This window comes from Streptomyces sp. NPDC050145 (assembly GCF_044460245.1).
Taxonomy (GTDB): Bacteria; Actinomycetota; Actinomycetes; order Streptomycetales; family Streptomycetaceae; genus Streptomyces.
Window position 1 is genome coordinate 1 of sequence record NZ_JBITJS010000004.1, and the last position, 17,475, is coordinate 17,475.

General features: G+C 72.1%; 14 protein-coding genes and 1 rRNA gene. 8 read left to right on the top strand and 7 right to left on the bottom strand.

Features of this window, described 5'->3' with window-relative positions; genetic code table 11:
* The first annotated feature begins 161 nt into the window (after positions 1 to 161).
* Positions 162 to 278: ribosomal RNA gene (rrf, locus tag ACIBTU_RS09350) — 5S ribosomal RNA — on the top strand.
* A 113-nt stretch (positions 279 to 391) separates the two neighbouring features.
* On the opposite strand, the gene ACIBTU_RS09355 is transcribed toward rrf, so the two are convergent.
* The 5 genes from ACIBTU_RS09355 to ACIBTU_RS09375 form a co-directional block, all read right to left on the bottom strand.
* Positions 392 to 1,702 (bottom strand): DUF58 domain-containing protein, encoded by a 1,311-nt coding sequence (locus ACIBTU_RS09355; protein WP_399125389.1) that lies wholly within the window; start codon positions 1,700 to 1,702, stop codon positions 392 to 394.
* A gap of 25 nt (positions 1,703 to 1,727) precedes the next feature.
* The gene (locus tag ACIBTU_RS09360; protein ID WP_399125390.1) at positions 1,728 to 2,717 is read right to left on the bottom strand and encodes an AAA family ATPase; all 990 of its coding nucleotides are present in this window, start codon (positions 2,715 to 2,717) and stop codon (positions 1,728 to 1,730) included.
* Positions 2,717 to 3,952, bottom strand: coding sequence for a DUF4350 domain-containing protein (locus tag ACIBTU_RS09365; protein ID WP_399125781.1), 1,236 nt, complete (start codon positions 3,950 to 3,952; stop codon positions 2,717 to 2,719). Before ACIBTU_RS09365 ends, ACIBTU_RS09360 begins: the two co-directional genes overlap by 1 nt.
* Before the next feature lie 263 nt (positions 3,953 to 4,215).
* The gene (locus ACIBTU_RS09370; protein WP_399125391.1) at positions 4,216 to 4,902 is read right to left on the bottom strand and encodes a DUF4129 domain-containing protein; all 687 of its coding nucleotides are present in this window, start codon (positions 4,900 to 4,902) and stop codon (positions 4,216 to 4,218) included.
* Positions 4,903 to 4,906: 4 nt separating this feature from the next.
* Entirely contained in the window at positions 4,907 to 6,247 is a 1,341-nt protein-coding gene (locus ACIBTU_RS09375; protein WP_399125392.1) for a glycerophosphoryl diester phosphodiesterase membrane domain-containing protein, read from the bottom strand.
* Between the two features lie 140 nt (positions 6,248 to 6,387).
* Between ACIBTU_RS09375 and mtnA the strand changes: the two genes are divergently transcribed.
* From mtnA to ACIBTU_RS09410, 7 genes are all read left to right on the top strand, one after another.
* Positions 6,388 to 7,593, top strand: coding sequence for an S-methyl-5-thioribose-1-phosphate isomerase (mtnA, locus tag ACIBTU_RS09380; protein WP_399125393.1), 1,206 nt, complete (start codon positions 6,388 to 6,390; stop codon positions 7,591 to 7,593).
* 4 nt (positions 7,594 to 7,597) lie between these two features.
* On the top strand, positions 7,598 to 8,287 hold the full coding sequence (gene mtrA / locus ACIBTU_RS09385; protein WP_018529990.1) for a two-component system response regulator MtrA: 690 nt from the start codon (positions 7,598 to 7,600) through the stop codon (positions 8,285 to 8,287).
* Position 8,288: 1 nt separating this feature from the next.
* The gene (mtrB, locus tag ACIBTU_RS09390) at positions 8,289 to 10,409 is read left to right on the top strand and encodes an MtrAB system histidine kinase MtrB (protein ID WP_399125394.1); all 2,121 of its coding nucleotides are present in this window, start codon (positions 8,289 to 8,291) and stop codon (positions 10,407 to 10,409) included.
* A gap of 233 nt (positions 10,410 to 10,642) precedes the next feature.
* Positions 10,643 to 12,400 (top strand): LpqB family beta-propeller domain-containing protein, encoded by a 1,758-nt coding sequence (locus ACIBTU_RS09395; protein ID WP_399125782.1) that lies wholly within the window; start codon positions 10,643 to 10,645, stop codon positions 12,398 to 12,400.
* Between the two features lie 350 nt (positions 12,401 to 12,750).
* Entirely contained in the window at positions 12,751 to 13,509 is a 759-nt protein-coding gene (locus ACIBTU_RS09400) for a ComF family protein (RefSeq protein WP_399125395.1), read from the top strand.
* 337 nt (positions 13,510 to 13,846) lie between these two features.
* Positions 13,847 to 14,542, top strand: coding sequence for a ribosome hibernation-promoting factor, HPF/YfiA family (gene hpf / locus ACIBTU_RS09405; protein ID WP_399125397.1), 696 nt, complete (start codon positions 13,847 to 13,849; stop codon positions 14,540 to 14,542).
* A gap of 221 nt (positions 14,543 to 14,763) precedes the next feature.
* A complete protein-coding gene (locus ACIBTU_RS09410) occupies positions 14,764 to 15,516 on the top strand; it encodes a response regulator (RefSeq protein ID WP_384627022.1) in 753 nt (250 codons plus the stop codon).
* A 42-nt stretch (positions 15,517 to 15,558) separates the two neighbouring features.
* Here ACIBTU_RS09410 and ACIBTU_RS09415 read toward each other — a convergent pair whose 3' ends face one another.
* Together ACIBTU_RS09415 and ACIBTU_RS09420 are read right to left on the bottom strand one after the other, a co-directional pair.
* Entirely contained in the window at positions 15,559 to 16,746 is a 1,188-nt protein-coding gene (locus ACIBTU_RS09415; RefSeq protein WP_399125398.1) for a winged helix-turn-helix domain-containing protein, read from the bottom strand.
* 135 nt (positions 16,747 to 16,881) lie between these two features.
* Complete coding sequence (locus ACIBTU_RS09420) at positions 16,882 to 17,457, bottom strand: GNAT family N-acetyltransferase (protein WP_399125400.1); 576 nt, start codon at positions 17,455 to 17,457, stop codon at positions 16,882 to 16,884.
* Positions 17,458 to 17,475: the final 18 nt, after the last annotated feature.

Below are 17,475 nucleotides of genomic sequence, written 5' to 3' on the forward strand. Positions count from 1 at the left end.
GTTGATAGGCCAGATCTGGAAGCACCGCAAGGTGTGGAGGTGACTGGTACTAATAGGCCGAGGGCTTGTCCTCAGTTGCTCGCGTCCACTGTGTTGGTTCTGAAACCACGAACAACCGTCGTAGTCATAGGCCACGACTCCGGTTGACAGTTTCATAGTGTTTCGGTGGTCATAGCGTGAGGGAAACGCCCGGTTACATTCCGAACCCGGAAGCTAAGCCTCACAGCGCCGATGGTACTGCAGGGGGGACCCTGTGGGAGAGTAGGACGCCGCCGAACAAATTTTGGATAAAAGGGAAACCCCGGACCGGGATACGGTCCGGGGTTTTCTGCGTTTATAGGGGTCTGTTGGCGGCTGTTGCAGCCGCTCCCCAGGGGAAATGAGGCGGCCGCTAGAGGCGGCCGGCGGATTTGAGGGCCAGATAGGCATCGGCCAAGGCCGGGGCCAATTCTGTGGGGGTCGCGTCTACGACGGTGACGCCGTGGCGGGTCAGTTGGTCGGCGGTGCGGAGGCGCTCCGCCTTCGTTTGGGCTGCCGAAGCCGCGTTGTAGACGGCTTCCGTGGTGCCTCGGGCCGCTGCCATGGTTTCGATCGCGGGGTCCGCCACCGAAGCCACGATCACCGTGTGGCGTTTAGTCAGGCGGGAGAGGACCGGGAGGAGGCCCTCTTCGACGGGGGCCGCGTCCAAAGACGTAAGAAGAACCATGAGGGAGCGACGGGGAGCGGTGTGCAGGGCCGTCGCGGTGAGGCCGCGGGCGTCCGTCTCGACCAGCTCCGGTTCCAGCAGGGTCATCGCGTTGACCAGGGCCGGGAGGACGTCGCCTCCGGTGCGGCCCTGGACCAGGGCGCGGATGCGGCGGTCGTAGGCGAGAAGGTCCACGCGGTCGCCGGCGCGGGAGGCCAGCGCTCCCAGGAGGAGGGCGGCGTCCATGGAGGCGTCGAGGCGTGGGGCGTCGCCGACGCGTCCGGCCGAGGTGCGGCCCGTGTCGAGGACGAGCAGGATGTGGCGGTCGCGTTCCGGGCGCCAGGTGCGGACGGCCACGGCGGACTGGCGGGCTGTGGCGCGCCAGTCGATGGAGCGGGTGTCGTCGCCCGGAACGTATTCGCGGAGGCTGTCGAACTCGGTGCCTTCGCCTCTGGTCAGGACGCTGGTGCGGCCGTCGAGTTCGCGGAGGCGGGCCAGTTTCGAGGGCAGGTGCTTGCGGCTGTGGAAGGGCGGGAGGACCCGCACCGTCCAGGGGATGTCGTGGGTGCCTTGGCGGGTGAAGAGGCCGAGGGGCCCGTAGGAGCGGATGGTGACGCGGTCTGCTTTGCGGTCGCCTCGGCGGGTGGGGAGGAGGCGGGTCGTCACGCGGCGGCGTTCGCCCGCCGGGATCGTCACGCGGTGGCGGGACGAGGCGTACTCCGTGCCGGGGCGCCAGGTGCTCGGCGGCCAGGCGTCGCGGAGCTGGGCGCGCAGGGGGCGGCGCGAGGGGTTGGTGACGGTGAGCGTGACGTCTGCCGGGTCGCCGAGGCGTACGGAGGTGTCGCCGGAGCGGGTGAGGCGCAGGCGGCGTACGGGGGCGGCCAGGGCGAAGTCGCAGGCGCAGGCCAGGGCCAGCGGGGTGTTCACGGCGAGGATGCCCGTCCAGCTGGGCTCCCAGATCCCTACGGGGAGGGAGCCCAGTGCGGCGAGCAGGGCCGTGCGTCCGGTGAGGGCCATGTCGGTTCTCTCGGCTCCGGCCTCGTCAGCGGGGGACGGGGACGTGGGTGAGGATCGCGTTGATCACGGAGTCCGGGGTGACGCCCTCCATCTCGGCCTCCGGGCGGAGCTGGATGCGGTGGCGGAGGGTGGGCAGGGCCAGGGCTTTGACGTCGTCGGGGGTGACGTAGTCGCGGCCGGTCAGCCAGGCCCAGGCGCGGGCCGTGGCGAGGAGGGCGGTGGCGCCGCGCGGGGAGACGCCGAGGGTGAGGGAGGGCGATTCGCGGGTCGCGCGGCAGATGTCGACGACGTAGCCCGTGATCTCGGGGGAGATCGTGGTCTTGGCGACGGCGGCGCGGGCCGTCTCCAGGTCGGCGGCGGTGGCGACCGGGCGGATGCCGGCGGCGCGCAGGTCGCGGGGGTTGAAGCCGCCGGCGTGCCTCGTGAGGACGTCGATCTCGTCCTGGCGGGTGGGCAGCGGGACGTTGAGCTTGAGGAGGAAGCGGTCCAGCTGGGCTTCGGGGAGGGGGTAGGTGCCCTCGTACTCCACCGGGTTCTGGGTCGCGACGACCATGAACGGGTCGGGGAGCGGGCGTGGGGTGCCGTCGACCGTGATCTGGCGCTCCTCCATGGCTTCCAGAAGGGAGGACTGGGTCTTGGGCGGGGTGCGGTTGATCTCGTCCGCGAGGAGGAGGTTGGTGAAGGCGGGGCCCGGCTGGAAGGAGAACTCCGAGGTGCGGGTGTCGTAGACGAGAGAGCCGGTGATGTCGCTGGGCATCAGGTCGGGGGTGAACTGGACGCGCTTGGTGTCGAGTTCGAGGGATGCGGCGAGGGCGCGCACGAGGAGGGTCTTGGCCACTCCGGGGACGCCTTCGAGGAGGACGTGGCCGCGGCACAGGAGGGCCACGACCAGGCCCGTGACGGTGGGGTCCTGGCCGACCACGGCCTTGGCGATCTCGGCGCGCAGAGCTTCCAGGGAAGCCCGTGAGCTGCGGGGATCGGTCGTGGGCCCGGCGTTGTCAGTGGTCGGGTCCATCATGAATGGCGTACCTCTCTTTCGAGGGCGTCGAGGTGGTCGGCGAGTGCGATGAGCGCTGCGTCGGTCGCGGGGGGCGGGCCGAAGAGGAGGGTGTGCAGGTCCTGGGCCGGGGTGGGGAGTTGGCGGGCCAGGGCCGGGAGGAAGGTCTCGGGCGTGTGGGCCTGGGACGGGGGGACGCCGATGAGGGGGGCGAGTCGGGTGCGGGTGGAGAGACGCAGGGCGGTCGCGGCGCGGTCGCGGGCGTTCGCCTTGCGGTAGAGGCGGGCGCGGCCCTCGGTGGTCTCGGAGGCGCGGATCGTGACGGGGAGGCGCTCGGGGACCAGGGGGCCCAGGCGGCGGGCGCGCCAGAGGGCGGCGAGGGCTGCCGCGATGAAGAGCTGGAGTGTGCCCCAGAGCCAGCCCTTGGGGATCAGGTCGAAGAAGCCGCGCTGGTTCTGCGCGTCGGTGGCGGCCGAGGTGTCGGAGAGGGAGGGGAGGTACCAGACCAGGTGGGGGCGGGTACCGAGGAGTTGGAGGGCGAGCGAGGCGTTGCCCTGCTCGTCGAGGGTGTCGTTGAGGAGGATGTCGGGGGCGCCGAGGATCACGGTGTCGCCGGTGACGTCGGTGGTGCGGGTGTCCGAGGGGGGTGTGGGCAGGCGCAGGAGGGTGGGGGAGCCGTTGCTCGGGTAGCAGGTGTCGGCGTCGGGGAGTGTCGTGTCGTAGCGGAGTCCGCCGGTGTCCGCGGGGCCGGCGCGGTGGGCCTCGGGGAGGGTGCACTCGGGTTCGAGTGTGGTGTCCGGTACGGGGTCGGGGTCCGCGGTGACCCCGGGGGCCAGCCGTTCGACGGCGGAGGTTCCGGGGGCGACGAGGACGGTGCGGCCCGTGGCGCCCGTGCTCTGCGTCGTCGCGGCGAGGCGGCGCTGCTGGTGGGCCGTCAGCAGGTCGGGGACGGCGACCAGGAGGGTCGTGTCGGGGCCGGCCGCCGCGCGGGCCTCGGCGGTGGTGGTGACGACGCGGGTGTCGACGCCGCGGTCGGCGAGGAGTTCGGCGAGGGCGCGGCTGCCGTAGCGGTCGGCGGAGCGGGGGTCGAGCGTGCCGTGCCGTTCTCCGGAGCGGACGGCGGCGATGGCGATGCCGGCGATCAGGAGGAGGACGAGGGCGAGGGCGATGCCGCGCGTGCGGGTCCATACCTGGCGGACGGTGGGGGTGGTGGAGGTGTCGACGCCGGTGCCGCCGTCGGGGGTCGGGGGCACCGGCGGGGGTGCGGTGAGGGTCGTCGCCGGGGGCGTGGGGCTGGGAGCAGGCGTCGGTGGGGGAGTGGCGTGAGGCGGGTGAGGTGCGGGGTGAGGCGTGTGGTGCGAGGTGTACGAGGGTGTGGCCGGGTGCTGCTCGGTGGGGTGCGGGGGGTCGGAGCTCGGGCCGATTTCGGGGCGCGGCGAGTCGGTTTCCGGCGCCGGGGTGCCGCCGGGGGAGTTCGGGGTGTCCGGGTGGCGCGGGGTGTCGGGGGTCTGGGGGGTCACCGGAGGGCTCCCGTGGGGAGGGTGGGGGTGGTGTGGGTGACCTTGGTGTCCAGGGTGGTCAGGGCGGCGTACATGTCGGCGGTGGCCGTGCGGCCGCCGTACGCGATGTCGTCGAAGGTGCGGGCCGCCGCGCTCAGGGCCTCGGCGTGCTGGGGCAGCGGGCGGGCGGCCTCGGTGGCGGCCTCGTCGGCGGTGCGGCCGGGGCGGGGGTCGAGGAGGGCGCGTTCTTCCAGGGAGCGGACGAGGGCGCGCATGCGTTCCTGGACGGCCTGGTTCCAGTGGGCCTGGGCGGCGTGGGCCTCGGCGGCGGCGCGGTGTTCGGCGGCGCTGCGGGGGCGGTCGTCGAAGAGCGGTGCCTCGGTGCGGGGGACGCGGCGGGGGGTGCCCAGGCGCCACCAGAGGGCGGCGCCGGTGGCGAGGACGGCCAGGACGATGACGACGAGGCCGACCGTGCCGCCGGGGGCGGCGCCGGAGGCGGCGGAGAAGAGGTCGCCGACCCAGTCCCAGAACGCGTCGAGGGCGCGCATGTACCAGCTCGGGTCGTTCTCGTGGTACGCGGGCTTGGACAGCTCGTCGCGGGCCGCCTCGCGGGCGGCTTCCCGCGAGATGGTGACCGGCGGCTCGTCGCCGCCGGCGCGCGTCAGCAGGGCTGTCGCCGTGAGCACTCCCCCCGGTGCGCTCACTCCATCAGCTCCCCGGGGTGGTGCCGGGGGTGTCTCCGTAGCCCTGGAGGCCGGCGGCGCGGGCCAGCTCCAGGTCGAGGGCCTCGCGGCGGATGCGCTGGTCGATGTAGAGCAGCACGGTCACGCCGGCGGTGATCGGGAAGGTGATCGTGGAGCCGACCACGGCGCCGATGCCGCTGATGATCAGGAAGGCCCAGCCGGCGTCGCCGCCGGAGTCGAGGAAGGTGCTCATGCCGTCGCCGCTGACCGCGCCCGCGATCACGGTGAAGGGCACGAGGATGATCGACGCGACGACGCCCGCGATGAGCGAGGCGAGGATCTGGATGCCGAAGACGCGCCACCAGGAGCCGCGGACGAGCTTGACGGAGCGGCCCATCGCCTTGCCGACGGTCTGCTTCTCCAGCATCAGCGCCGGGGAGGCGAGGGAGAAGCGGATCATCAGCCAGATCGCGATGACGAAGCCGACGATGCCGCCGAGGATGCCGAGGGCGGCGCCGGCGTCGGTCGAGCCGAAGACGGCGAGGAGGATGCCGGGGACCGCGCACACGAAGACGATCGCGGCGGCGATCAGCGGCAGCAGCAGGGTCAGGCCGAGCAGGCGCAGGATCTGCGGGCGGGCGTCGCGCCAGGCCTCGCCGAGGGTGACGGACTTTCCGAGCACGGCCCGGCTGGTGACCGTGGTGAGCAGGGCGGTGGCGATGATCGTGCCGAGCAGGGTGACGATCTGGACCGCGCCGGTGCCGACGATGAGGCCGCCCATGGCGTCGAGGACCTCGCCCGGTGTGGCGTCGGGGTTCTGGAGGGCGTCGGAGTTCGCGGCGTCCTTGAGGACGATGCCCTGCAGGAGGACGACGAGGATCTCGGTGAGCACGGCGACGGCGAGCGAGATGCCGAGGACGGTGCGCCAGTGTGTGCGCATCGTCGAGACGGCGCCGTCGAGGATCTCGCCGACGCCGAGGGGGCGCAGCGGGATGACGCCGGGCTTGGCGGCAGTGGGCTTGCCCTGCCAGCCGCCGTAGCCCCCGTAGCCGCCGCCCCAGCCTTGACCGCCCCAGCCCTGGCCGCCGCCGGGGCCGCCCGGGGGCGGGGTGCCCCAGCCCTGGCCCGGCGCCTGCGGGGGCGGTGGGGCCTGGCCGGATCCGGAGCCGGCGCCGGTGTCCGTGCCGCCGGAGGGGGCGGACCACTGGGCCGGGGGCGGCTGCTGCGCGGACCACTTGGGGCCGGAGGAGTCCTGCGGGGCGTCGCCCTGCTGGTCGTCGCCCGGACGCGGGTCGTCCTGGCGTCGGTCCTCGGGGCCGTCGGACGGGGCAGATCCGGGCGTTGCCCAGCCCGGAGTGTCGTTCATCGTCGCTCCTTCACGGTGCCCGTCCGCGGTCGCGGCGGCAGTTCGGCTGCCATCGTGCCATGGGGTGGGCGCCGGGTGACCTGGGCCCGTAAGAGCTGGACGCCTTCAATTGTCGGGGCCTCAAGGGGCAGACTGGGCGGATGGCTGATCAGCACGCGCAATCCGGCGAGGACATACGGCTCACCGGGGACATACAGCCCGGGACGGCCGACACTCACGGCGTCCTCGGCTCTGTCGGCTCCCTCGGCATCCCGGCGATCCGCTGGGACGAGTCCGCGGAGGGGCCGGTGCTCGTGCTGCTCGATCAGACCCGGCTGCCGGTCGAGGAGGTTGAGCTGGTCTGCACGGATCCGCAGGGTCTGGTGCAGGCGATCCGGTCGCTGGCCGTGCGCGGGGCGCCGCTGCTCGGGATCGCCGGGGCGTACGGGGTGGCGCTGGCCGCCGCGCGCGGTTTCGACGTGGCCGAGGCGGCGGAGGCGCTGGCCGGGGCCCGGCCGACGGCGGTCAATCTGGCCTACGGGGTGCGCAGGGCGCGGGAGGCTCATCAGGCCGCGCTCGTGGCGCGGGACGAGGAGGCGGCGGCCGGCGCCGCGCTCGCCGCCGCGCGGGCGCTGCACCGGGAGGACGCCGAGGCGAGTGCCCGGATGGCGGAGCACGGGCTGAGGCTTCTGGACGAGTTGTTGCCGGGTGGGCAGCACCGGATCCTGACGCACTGCAACACCGGGGCGCTGGTCTCGGGCGGTGAGGGCACGGCGTTCGCGGTGGCGCTCTCGGCGCATCGTGAGGGACGGTTGCGCAGGCTGTGGGTGGACGAGACGCGGCCGCTGCTCCAGGGCGCGCGCCTGACCGCGTACGAGGCGGCGCGCAGCGGGATGCCGTACACGTTGCTCACGGACAACGCGGCGGGTTCGCTGTTCGCCGCCGGTGAGGTGGACGCGGTGCTGATCGGGGCTGACCGGATCGCCGCCGACGGTTCGGTGGCGAACAAGGTGGGGAGCTATCCGCTCGCTGTCCTGGCGCGATATCACCATGTGCCGTTCATCGTGGTGGCGCCGGTGACGACGGTGGATCCGGGGACCCCCGACGGTGCGTCCATCGAGGTGGAGCAGCGTTCGGGTCATGAGGTGACGGAGCTCACGGCGCCGCAGGCGCTGTCGGCGGGAGTGGAGGCAGGTGGCGGAATCGCGGTGGCACCGCTGGGAACGCAGGCGTACAACCCCGCGTTCGACGTGACGCCGCCGGATCTGGTGACGGCGATCGTCACCGAGTGGGGCGTTGTGGCGCCTGTGACTGCTGAGGGCTTGCGTGAGCTGTGTGACAGGTCACGCCAGTCAACGATGAGCTAATGGGATGATGTGGTCCATGAAGGGACGAGTCCTTGTCGTCGACGACGACACCGCACTGGCCGAGATGCTCGGCATTGTGCTGCGTGGTGAAGGTTTTGAGCCGTCGTTCGTTGCTGACGGTGACAAGGCGCTGGCCGCTTTCCGTGAGACCAAGCCCGATCTGGTGCTCCTGGACCTGATGCTTCCCGGCCGGGACGGTATCGAGGTGTGCCGCCTGATCAGGGCGGAGTCCGGGGTTCCGATCGTGATGCTCACGGCCAAGAGCGACACCGTCGATGTGGTCGTGGGCCTGGAGTCGGGCGCGGACGACTACATCGTGAAGCCGTTCAAGCCGAAGGAGCTGGTGGCCCGTATCCGGGCGCGCCTGCGCCGTTCGGAGGAGCCGGCGCCGGAGCAGTTGGCCATAGGTGACCTGGTCATCGACGTGGCCGGGCACTCGGTGAAGCGGGAGGGGCAGTCGATCGCGCTGACCCCGCTGGAGTTCGACCTGCTGGTCGCGCTCGCCCGCAAGCCGTGGCAGGTGTTCACGCGTGAGGTGCTCCTCGAGCAGGTGTGGGGTTACCGCCACGCGGCGGACACCCGCCTGGTCAACGTGCATGTGCAGCGGCTGCGCTCCAAGGTCGAGAAGGACCCGGAGCGTCCGGAGATCGTGGTGACCGTCCGTGGTGTCGGTTACAAGGCCGGACCGAGCTGACGTGTCCCGGGACAGTGCCGCTTCGGCGCCCGCGACGTCGGGGTCTCGTCCGGAGCGGCCTGTGGGACCGGCTGTCGGGCGGGGCTCCCGCCTGCGCCGGCTGCTCGACGGTGGGCTGCTGCCCCAGGGCGGGATGAACGGCAGCCCGCTGCTGCGGCTGTTCACGCGCTGGGTGCGGCGTCCGCTGCTGCCCGCGATACGGCTGTGGCGGCGCAACATCCAGTTGAAGGTCGTCGTCACGACGCTGCTCATGTCGCTCGGTGTCGTGCTGCTGCTCGGCATCGTCGTCATCGGCTCGGTGCGCAACGGCCTGCTGGACGCGAAGGTGAAGGCCTCGCAGAGCCAGGCCGAGGGCGGTTTCCGCGCGGCCAAGGACCGGGCGGACACGGCGGCGGCCGGGGTGCGCGACGGCGCGTCCGGCGACAGCCGCACCCAGCTGAATCCGAATATCTGGCTGAGTGACCTGGTCACGCAGCTGGCCAGTGGCGGCAAGGGCGCGTTCAACGTGGTGACCCTCGGCGCCAGCGACGCCGACGGGGGCAACGGGCGGGCGCCGCGTGGTTCCGGGCTCGTGGAGCCGGACCGCAGCGTGCCCGACGATCTGCGCGACCGGGTCGACCGGATGACCGGCGCGTCCCAGAAGTACACGCGGATCTACTACGACGGCGGCCAGGAGTCGCAGCCCGGCCTGGTCATCGGCAAGCGGCTCGTCGACCCCCAGGGGCACGCCTACCAGCTGTACTACCTCTTCCCGCTCACCCAGGAGGAGAAGTCGCTGAGCCTGGTCAGGGGGACGCTCGCGACGGCCGGCCTGTTCGTGGTCGTGCTGCTCGGGGCGATCGCCTGGCTCGTGGTGCGGCAGGTCGTCACCCCGGTGCGGATGGCGGCGGGAGTGGCCGAGCGGCTCTCCGCGGGCCGCCTCCAGGAACGTATGAAGGTCACCGGCGAGGACGACATCGCGCGGCTCGGCGAGGCCTTCAACAAGATGGCGCAGAACCTGCATCTGAAGATCCAGCAGCTGGAGGATCTGTCGCGGATGCAGCGCCGCTTCGTGTCGGACGTGAGCCATGAGCTGCGGACGCCTCTGACGACCGTACGGATGGCCGCCGATGTCATCCACGAGGCGCGGGTCGACTTCGATCCCGTGACCGCGCGGTCGGCGGAGCTGCTGGCCGATCAGCTGGACCGGTTCGAGTCGCTGCTCGCGGATCTGCTGGAGATCAGCCGCTTCGACGCGGGGGCCGCGGCCCTGGAGGCGGAGCCGATCGATCTGCGGGAGGTCGTGCGGCGGGTCGTGGGCGGCGCGGAGCCGCTCGCGGAGCGCAAGGGCAGCCGGGTGCGGATCGTCGGGGACGAGCAGCCGGTGGTCGCCGAGGCGGACGCGCGGCGCGTGGAGCGCGTGCTGCGCAACCTGGTGGTGAACGCGGTGGAGCACGGTGACGGCAAGGACGTCGTCGTGCGGCTCGCCGCGGCGGGCGGCGCGGTCGCCGTGGCCGTGCGCGACTACGGCGTCGGGCTGAAGCCCGGCGAGGCGACGCGGGTGTTCAGCCGCTTCTGGCGGGCCGATCCGGCACGCGCGCGTACCACCGGTGGTACGGGTCTCGGCCTGTCGATCGCCCTGGAGGACGCGCGGCTGCACGGTGGCTGGCTGCAGGCGTGGGGTGAGCCGGGCGGCGGTTCGCAGTTCCGGCTGACGGTGCCGCGGACGGCGGACGAGCCGCTGCGCGGGTCGCCGATACCGCTGGAGCCGGAGGACTCGCGGCGCAACCGCGGGCTCGGCGAGGCCGGGCTGCCGGCCGACGACGGGCACAAGCGCGCCACGGTGCCGGTTCAGCCGCCGTCGGGGAGCGCCGCGCAGCAGCCGCTCGCCCCGCGCGGGGCGCAGGCGCCGGTGCCCGCCGATCCGACGGCGCTGCCGGGCAGTGGTGCCCGGGTCGTTCCCCGGGCCAACGGAAACGGTGGCGGCGCGGTGAGTGTGCCGCGGCAGCCGGCCGAGCGGGTGGAGCGGTCCGGTGACGAGGCGGACCCGGGGACGGACCGGGCGGATCGTGAGCGTCCCGGGGTGTCCGGAGGCGAGCAGGAGGAGTCGCGCACCGGTGCCGGTGAGCGGCGAGGGGAGTGACGGCGGGCGTGGGTGACCAGCGGGTGGCACGGCGGATCAGGGGGCGTCTTGTCGGTCTTCGTGGATCAGCCTTCGGCACGCCGGACGGGGACGCCTCCGGGGCCTCTGAGGCCGTGGGGGAGCGCGCGGGGCGGCCTGCTGTGGCCATCGGTCCCGTGACGTTCGGCAGGGGTCTCGTCAGGGCCGGTGCCCTGGCCGGGTGCGGGGTGATCGTGCTGTCCGGGTGTGCGTCGATGCCGGACAGCGGTGGCATGCAGTCCGTCGAGGCGTCGCAGCGGCCGGACTCCCAGGTCCGTGTCTTCGCCCTGCCGCCGCGGGACAACGTGGGCCCCGGGAGCATCGTCGAGGGCTTCCTCGACGCGCTGACCAGCGACGATCCTTCGTACGCGATCGCGCGGAAGTATCTGACGCCCAAGCAGGCGAAGGCGTGGCAGCCCGGGCAGCAGACCGTGGTGCTCGCCGACGGGCCGAACCCGCGGCCGACGAGCCGGCCCGACGCGGGGGACGAGGGCCACCTCTACGAGATGACCGGCCGTCAGGTCGCCCTCGTGGACAAGCGGCAGGCCTACCGGCCGCAGGACCGCACGTACCGGGGGAATCTGCACCTCACGCAGGTCGACACCGCCAAGGGCAAGCAGTGGCGCATCGACTCGCTGCCCGAGGGGGTCGTGCTCGGTGCGTCCGACTTCCAGCGCATCTACCAGTCCGTCAACAAGTACTACTACGCGGACGATCCGCAGGCCTCCGCCGAGGACGCCCCGAAGCGGCTCGTCGCCGACCCCGTCTTCGTGCGGCAGTGGACGGATCCCCTGACCGAGACGGTCCGTGAGGTGATCAAGGGTCCGACGAGCTGGCTGGGGCCGGTCGTGCGGTCGGCGTTCCCGTCGCACACGGCGCTCAAGGGCGGCGTGAAGACGCTGACGCCGGACGATGCGAACAAGCTGACCGTGCCGCTCAACAGGAGCGCGGACGCGGCCAGTCCGAGCCGCTGCAAGGAGATGGCGGCGCAACTTCTCTTCTCGCTGCGCGACTTGTCGTCGTCGAGCGTGGAGGAGGTCGAACTGGAGCGCTCCGACGGGCGGTTGCTGTGCGCGCTGTCCGAGGGCGGGGCGCAGGCGCTCGCGCCGCGCACGTCCGGGCGCCTCGACGACCAGTACTTCCTGGACGCCAAGGGGCGGCTCGTGCGGATGCCGGGCAAGAGCAGCTCGGACCGGGCGCCCGAGCGGGTGCCGGGGCCGCTCGGCGAGGGTGAGCAGGTGCTGCGTTCCGTCGCCGTGTCGCGGGATCAGGACCGGGCCTCCGCGGTGTCGAACACGGGGCACGACCTGTATGTGGCGTCGATGGTGTCCGGGGCCTCGCTCGGGGACGCCGTCGCGCACAGCCGGGCGAAGAAGGAGAACGACGGGTTCTCGACGCCGAGTTGGGACGGGCGCGGTGACCTGTGGGTCGCCGACCGGGATCCGAAGGACGCGCGGCTGCTCATGTACGGGCAGGGCATGGCCGACCAGGAGCAGGTGGTTCCGGTCGACCGGCTCGGGGACGGGGCGCGGATCGAGGCCGTGAAGATGTCCGCGGACGGGGCGCGGATCGCGCTGCTCGTCACGGAGGACGGGGCGACGTCGTTGCGGATCGGGCGGGTCGAGCGGCGGTCCGACGGGGAGGGCGGCACGGACGTCTCGGTGACCGAACTGCGGGCCGCCGCACCGCAGATGGAAGAGGTCACGGCCGTTTCGTGGGCCGGTAGCAGCCGGCTCGTGGTCGTCGGCCGGGAGTCCGGCGGGCTGCAGCAGATCCGGTACGTGCAGTGCGACGGCTCCGCGCCTACGGGGCAGGCGTTGCCGGGGCTCACCCGGGTGAGTGAGATCGCGGCGTCCGAGGACGACGGGTTGCCGTTGTTGGCGCACTCCGATGACGGGGTGGTGCGGTTGCCCTCCGGGGCGGCTTGGCAGTCCGTGCTCAAGGATGGGACCGCGCCTGTCTATCCCGGGTAGGGCGGGTGCGGTTTGCCTGTCGGCGGGCGGGGTTCGCGGGGTGGCGCCGTTCGGGTTCGGGGCTTGTCGCCGGGTGCCGCGCCGTCGTGGCTGGTCGCGCAGTTCCCCGCGCCCCTGAAGGGCACACTTCGTGCGCCCCCAGGGGCACGTGGTCGCTGACAGGTACAGCCCCGCGCCCCTGGACGGCACACTTCGTGTGCCCCAGGGGCTTGTTGGTCGTGCCCCTGCGGCGGAGGCGCTGATCAGGGTGCAGTTTCGCGTATCCCTCAGGCGCGCTTCGCGTGGCCGAGGGGTGTTTTGGGTTTTCCACAGGGGTTGTTGGGCTTGGCTCGGGTTGGCATCTTGGGGGGATGCGGGGGGTTTGGGGTGAGGTGTGGGGGCTTGTTTTGCCGGTTTCCTGTTCGGGGTGCGGGGAGGGACGGATGGCGTTGTGCGGGCGGTGCGCGGGAGTGCTCGACGGGCGGGGGGTCGGGCGGGTGCGGCCGAGGCCCGAGCCGGTCGGGCTGCCGGTGGTGCACGCGGCCGCGGCGTATGAGGGGTCGGTGCGCGGCGTGCTGCTGGACCACAAGGAGCGGGGAGCGCTGGGGCTCGTACGGCCCCTGGGTGCCGCGCTCGCCGCCGCGGTGAGAGCCGGCGGGGAGAGGGGAGCGGTGGCGCTGGTGCCCATGCCTTCCGCGCGGCGGGCGGTGCGGGCGCGGGGGCACGATCCGACGCTGCGGATCACTCGGGCGGCGGCGGGGGCGCTGCGGAGGTCGGGGGTGCCGGCGCGGGTGCTGGCCGTGCTGCGGCAGCGGCGTACGCCGGCGGACCAGGCGGGACTCGACGCGCGGCAGCGGCTCGCCAATGTGGCGGGTGTGCTGGAGGTCGTCGAGGGTGGTGCGGGGCTGCTCGCCGAAGTTGGCCGGATCGTGCTGGTGGACGACCTCATGACGACCGGCGCCTCGTTGGCCGAGGCCGCACGCGCGGTCCGGGCGGCGTTTCCCTGCGGAACGCGTTCCATAACACTTACCGGAGGCACTTCTTCCGCTGGAGAAAAGGCAGCTCGGATCGCGCTTCACGGTGCCGTGATCGCCGCTTCTCCGGATTCCTTCGAAGTAAACCGGAACTGATGCTGAATCTGCGTCGTTGCAGGTAGTGAGAGGGTTCGTTCACCTGAATGGAGGTACGCGTCGGTAGAGGGTGACGACATCCGTCCGGGCGAGATATGTTCGGTTGTGAGGAACTCGGCAGGAAAGACCGGCGCCGGACCTCGCATACTCGGAATGCCCGTCCCGTGGGTCTGTACAAAGATTTTCGCAATCACCCGGAGTGGTGGGGTGGAGATCTTGTCCGCGGGGGAGGAGGAGGTGGAAGTCACCGAGTCCGCGACTCCGGAAGTGGCCGGAGTCTGGTGCAAGAGGGAGATGCTCCGCCGAGGAGCGGAGCTATCCGGGAACGGAGTTCTGCGTGGACATCGTCGTCAAGGGCCGCAAGACCGAGGTACCTGAGCGGTTCCGCAAGCACGTGGCCGAGAAGCTGAAGCTGGAGAAGATCCAGAAGCTCGACGGCAAGGTGATCAGCCTCGACGTGGAGGTGTCCAAGGAGCCCAACCCCCGGCAGGCCGACCGGTGCGACCGCGTGGAGATCACGCTGCGCACCCGTGGCCCCGTGATCCGGGCGGAAGCCGCGGCGAACGACCCGTACGCGGCGCTCGACCTGGCCACGGAGAAGCTGGATGCCCGACTGCGTAAGCAGCACAGCAAGCGGTCCACACGGCGTGGTGCCCGGAGGATCTCGGCGGCGGAGGTCGCCGAGCGCGTCCCGGACGCCGCGACGCTCAACGGGGACGGAACCATCGCCAAGGACGAGTCCGAGGTGAACGGGGTACCGACCACCAGGATCGGATCCCTCGAGGTGCAGGGCGAAGGCCCGCTCGTCGTCAGGGAGAAGACCCACGTGGCGGCGCCCATGTCGCTCGACCAGGCGCTCTACGAGATGGAGCTGGTCGGGCACGACTTCTATCTGTTCGTCGACTCCGAGACCAAGGAACCCAGCGTCGTCTACCGGCGCCACGCCTACGACTACGGCGTCATCCACGTCAGCACCGACCCGATGGTCACCCAGGCGCGTGCCGCCGACGCGGGAGACGCCATCGGCGGCTGAGCCCGGCCGAACGGGCAGCTGTCCGAAAACCCACTCATCGGGTGTCCCTGGAGGGCGTGTGCGCCCCCGGGGGCACCCTCGTGCGACCCCCTCGTGCACCGCACCGTCGCCGCGCGGACGCCGAGGCATGAAATCATGGCCGAGCCGGGTCAACCGGTGTGCCGGCGCCTCGGGTTGGCCCGGTACTGGAAGACAGGCCACGGCCTTCAGGGGGAGGAACGATGGCGGACAGCTTCGGACCGATGCGAGGCGAGGACGCCGGCGCGGCCGGCGACGGCGCCGGCATGGGACCGGATGCCGGCTCCCCACGCAAGGAGCCCATCCGGGTTCTCGTGGTGGACGACCACGCTCTGTTCCGGCGCGGGCTCGAGATCGTCCTCAAGGCCGAGGAGGACATCCAGGTCGTCGGCGAGGCGGGCGACGGTGCGGAGGCGGTGGACAAGGCGGCCGACCTGCTGCCCGACATCGTCCTCATGGACGTACGGATGCCCAGAAGAGGCGGCATCGAGGCCTGCACCTCCATCAAGGAGGTGGCCCCCAGCGCGAAGATCATCATGTTGACGATCAGCGACGAGGAAGCCGATCTCTACGAGGCGATCAAAGCCGGCGCGACCGGATATCTCCTCAAGGAGATCTCGACCGACGAGGTGGCGACCGCCATTCGCGCCGTCGCCGACGGGCAGTCGCAGATCAGCCCCTCCATGGCGTCGAAACTGCTCACCGAGTTCAAATCGATGATCCAGCGCACCGACGAGCGCAGGCTCGTCCCGGCGCCCCGGCTGACCGACCGGGAACTGGAAGTGCTCAAGCTCGTCGCCACGGGGATGAACAACCGGGACATCGCGAAGGAACTCTTCATCTCCGAGAACACCGTGAAGAACCACGTGCGGAACATCCTGGAGAAGCTGCAGCTGCACTCCAGGATGGAGGCCGTGGTGTACGCGATGCGGGAGAAGATTCTCGAGATCAGGTAGGCGTCACGCCCCGGGGGCGTCGGGCAGGCGTCAGGACGGGCATCAGGACAGGGCCGCCACCAGTGCCTTCTTCAGGGCCGGGTCGGACATGCGCTCCACCCGAACGGTGTCGCAGCCCACCCAGCTCGCCGCCTCCCGGAGCGCCTCCGCCACCGCGGGTACCGACTTCGGGCCGTCCAGGGAGACCTGCTTGGCGACGAGCGTCGAGCCCTCGCGCGCCGGGTCGACCCGGCCCACCAGGCGGCCGCCGGCCAGCACCGGCATCGCGAAGTAGCCGTGCACCCGCTTCGGCTTCGGCACGTAAGCCTCCAGGCGGTGGGTGAAGCCGAAGACGCGCTCCGTGCGGGCCCGCTCCCAGATCAGGGAGTCGAACGGGGACAGCAGTGTCGTACGGTGCCGGCCGCGCGGGGCCGACTCCAGGGCCGCCGGGTCCGCCCAGGCCGGCTTGCCGCCCCAGCCCTCCACCGTGACCGGGACCAGGCCCGCCTCCTCGACCACCGCGTCGAACTGCTCGGACTTGAGGCGGTGGTAGTCCGCGAGGTCGGAGCGGGTGCCGACGCCGAGGGCCTCGCCGGCCTGGCGCACCAGGCGGCGTACGCACTCCTTGTCGTCCAGGTCGTCGTGCAGCAGCTCGTCGGGGACGGCGCGCTCGGCCAGGTCGTAGACGCGCTTCCAGCCGCGGCGCTCCACGCAGACCACCTCGCCGTGCATGAGCGCCCGCTCGACGGCGACCTTGGACTCCGACCAGTCCCACCACTCGCCCTTGTTCTTCGCGCCGCCCAGTTCGGTGGCGGTCAGGGGGCCCTCGGTGCGGAGCTGCTTGATCACCTGGTCGTAGGCGTTGGGGGAGAGCTCGTGGTTCCAGTGGGGCCGGGTGCGGTAGGCGCGGCGGCGGAAGGCGAAGTGGGGCCATTCCTCGATGGGGAGGATGCAGGCCGCGTGGGACCAGTACTCGAAGGCGTGGGGGCGCGCGGGCGCCGTCGCCGACCAGTACGCGTCCTCGACCGTTCTGCGGCCCACCGCGCCGAGGCGGGCGTACGGGATCAGCTCGTGCGAGCGGGCCAGGACGGAGATCGTGTCGAGCTGGACCGCGCCCAGGTGACGCAGGACGCCGCGTACGCCTGCCCTGCGGTCCGGGGCGCCCAGGAAGCCCTGGGCCCGTAGAGCGATGCGGCGGGCTTCGTCGGCGGTCAGGGTGACGGTGACGGTGGGGCGCGGCGGGGTCGTCATGGCCCGAACTTTAGGGGGCGGCACTGACAGTGGGGGGCGGGTTTTCCGGGGCCTGGGCGGGGCCCTGGAGGTCTGTCGGGGTGCCGCCCTGCCCACCCGTGCCGCCCCGGGCGGGAGAGCGCCCAGGGCGGCACATCAGGGGGTCGGGGACGGGAGGTAGGGGAGGGCGCCGGGGATCGGGAGGTCGGAGGGGAGCAGGGCGCCGATCCAGCAGTCGCGCAGGACGCCCTTGTTCAGGAGACCCGCGCGGAGGACGCCCTCCACCTGGAAGCCCGCCTTCTCGGCGACCGTGCGGGACGCCACGTTCCCCGCCTCGGCGCGCCATTCCAGCCGCACACAGGCCAGCTCCGTGAAGGCCCAGCGGGCGACGCCCAGGACGGCCTCCGTCATGTAGCCGCGGCCCCGGTGCTCCTTGTGCGTCCAGAAACCGACCTCCCACGCGCCCGCGCGCGGATGGTGCAGGGAGACCGCGGCGACGATCGGCCCGCTCGGGTCCCGCCGTACCGCGAAGGTGTACTCGGTGTCGGCCCGCCAGCCGTCGGGGACCATCTGCTGGACGAAGTACTCCGCGTCGACGCGCGCGTACGGGGACGGCACCGTGGTCCAGCGCTGGATGTCGGGGTCCTGGGCCGCGACGAACACCTCGTCGGTGTCGGCGGGCACGAACGTGCGCAGCTGCAGGCGGTCGGTGGTCAGCGTCACGGGGTCCATCGCCCGATTCTGCTCGGG

What these genes read in the sequence shown, in the direction of transcription:
- ACIBTU_RS09355 (WP_399125389.1), bottom strand. Translation starts at nt 1,702, where the DNA reads ATGGCCCTCACCGGACGCACGGCCCTGCTCGCCGCACTGGGCTCCCTC.
- ACIBTU_RS09360 (WP_399125390.1), bottom strand. Translation starts at nt 2,717, where the DNA reads ATGGACCCGACCACTGACAACGCCGGGCCCACGACCGATCCCCGCAGC.
- ACIBTU_RS09375 (WP_399125392.1), bottom strand. Translation starts at nt 6,247, where the DNA reads ATGAACGACACTCCGGGCTGGGCAACGCCCGGATCTGCCCCGTCCGAC.
- mtnA (WP_399125393.1), top strand. Translation starts at nt 6,388, where the DNA reads ATGGCTGATCAGCACGCGCAATCCGGCGAGGACATACGGCTCACCGGG.
- mtrA (WP_018529990.1), top strand. Translation starts at nt 7,598, where the DNA reads ATGATGTGGTCCATGAAGGGACGAGTCCTTGTCGTCGACGACGACACC.
- ACIBTU_RS09395 (WP_399125782.1), top strand. Translation starts at nt 10,643, where the DNA reads ATGCCGGACAGCGGTGGCATGCAGTCCGTCGAGGCGTCGCAGCGGCCG.
- ACIBTU_RS09400 (WP_399125395.1), top strand. Translation starts at nt 12,751, where the DNA reads ATGCGGGGGGTTTGGGGTGAGGTGTGGGGGCTTGTTTTGCCGGTTTCC.
- ACIBTU_RS09410 (WP_384627022.1), top strand. Translation starts at nt 14,764, where the DNA reads ATGGCGGACAGCTTCGGACCGATGCGAGGCGAGGACGCCGGCGCGGCC.
- ACIBTU_RS09415 (WP_399125398.1), bottom strand. Translation starts at nt 16,746, where the DNA reads ATGACGACCCCGCCGCGCCCCACCGTCACCGTCACCCTGACCGCCGAC.
- ACIBTU_RS09420 (WP_399125400.1), bottom strand. Translation starts at nt 17,457, where the DNA reads ATGGACCCCGTGACGCTGACCACCGACCGCCTGCAGCTGCGCACGTTC.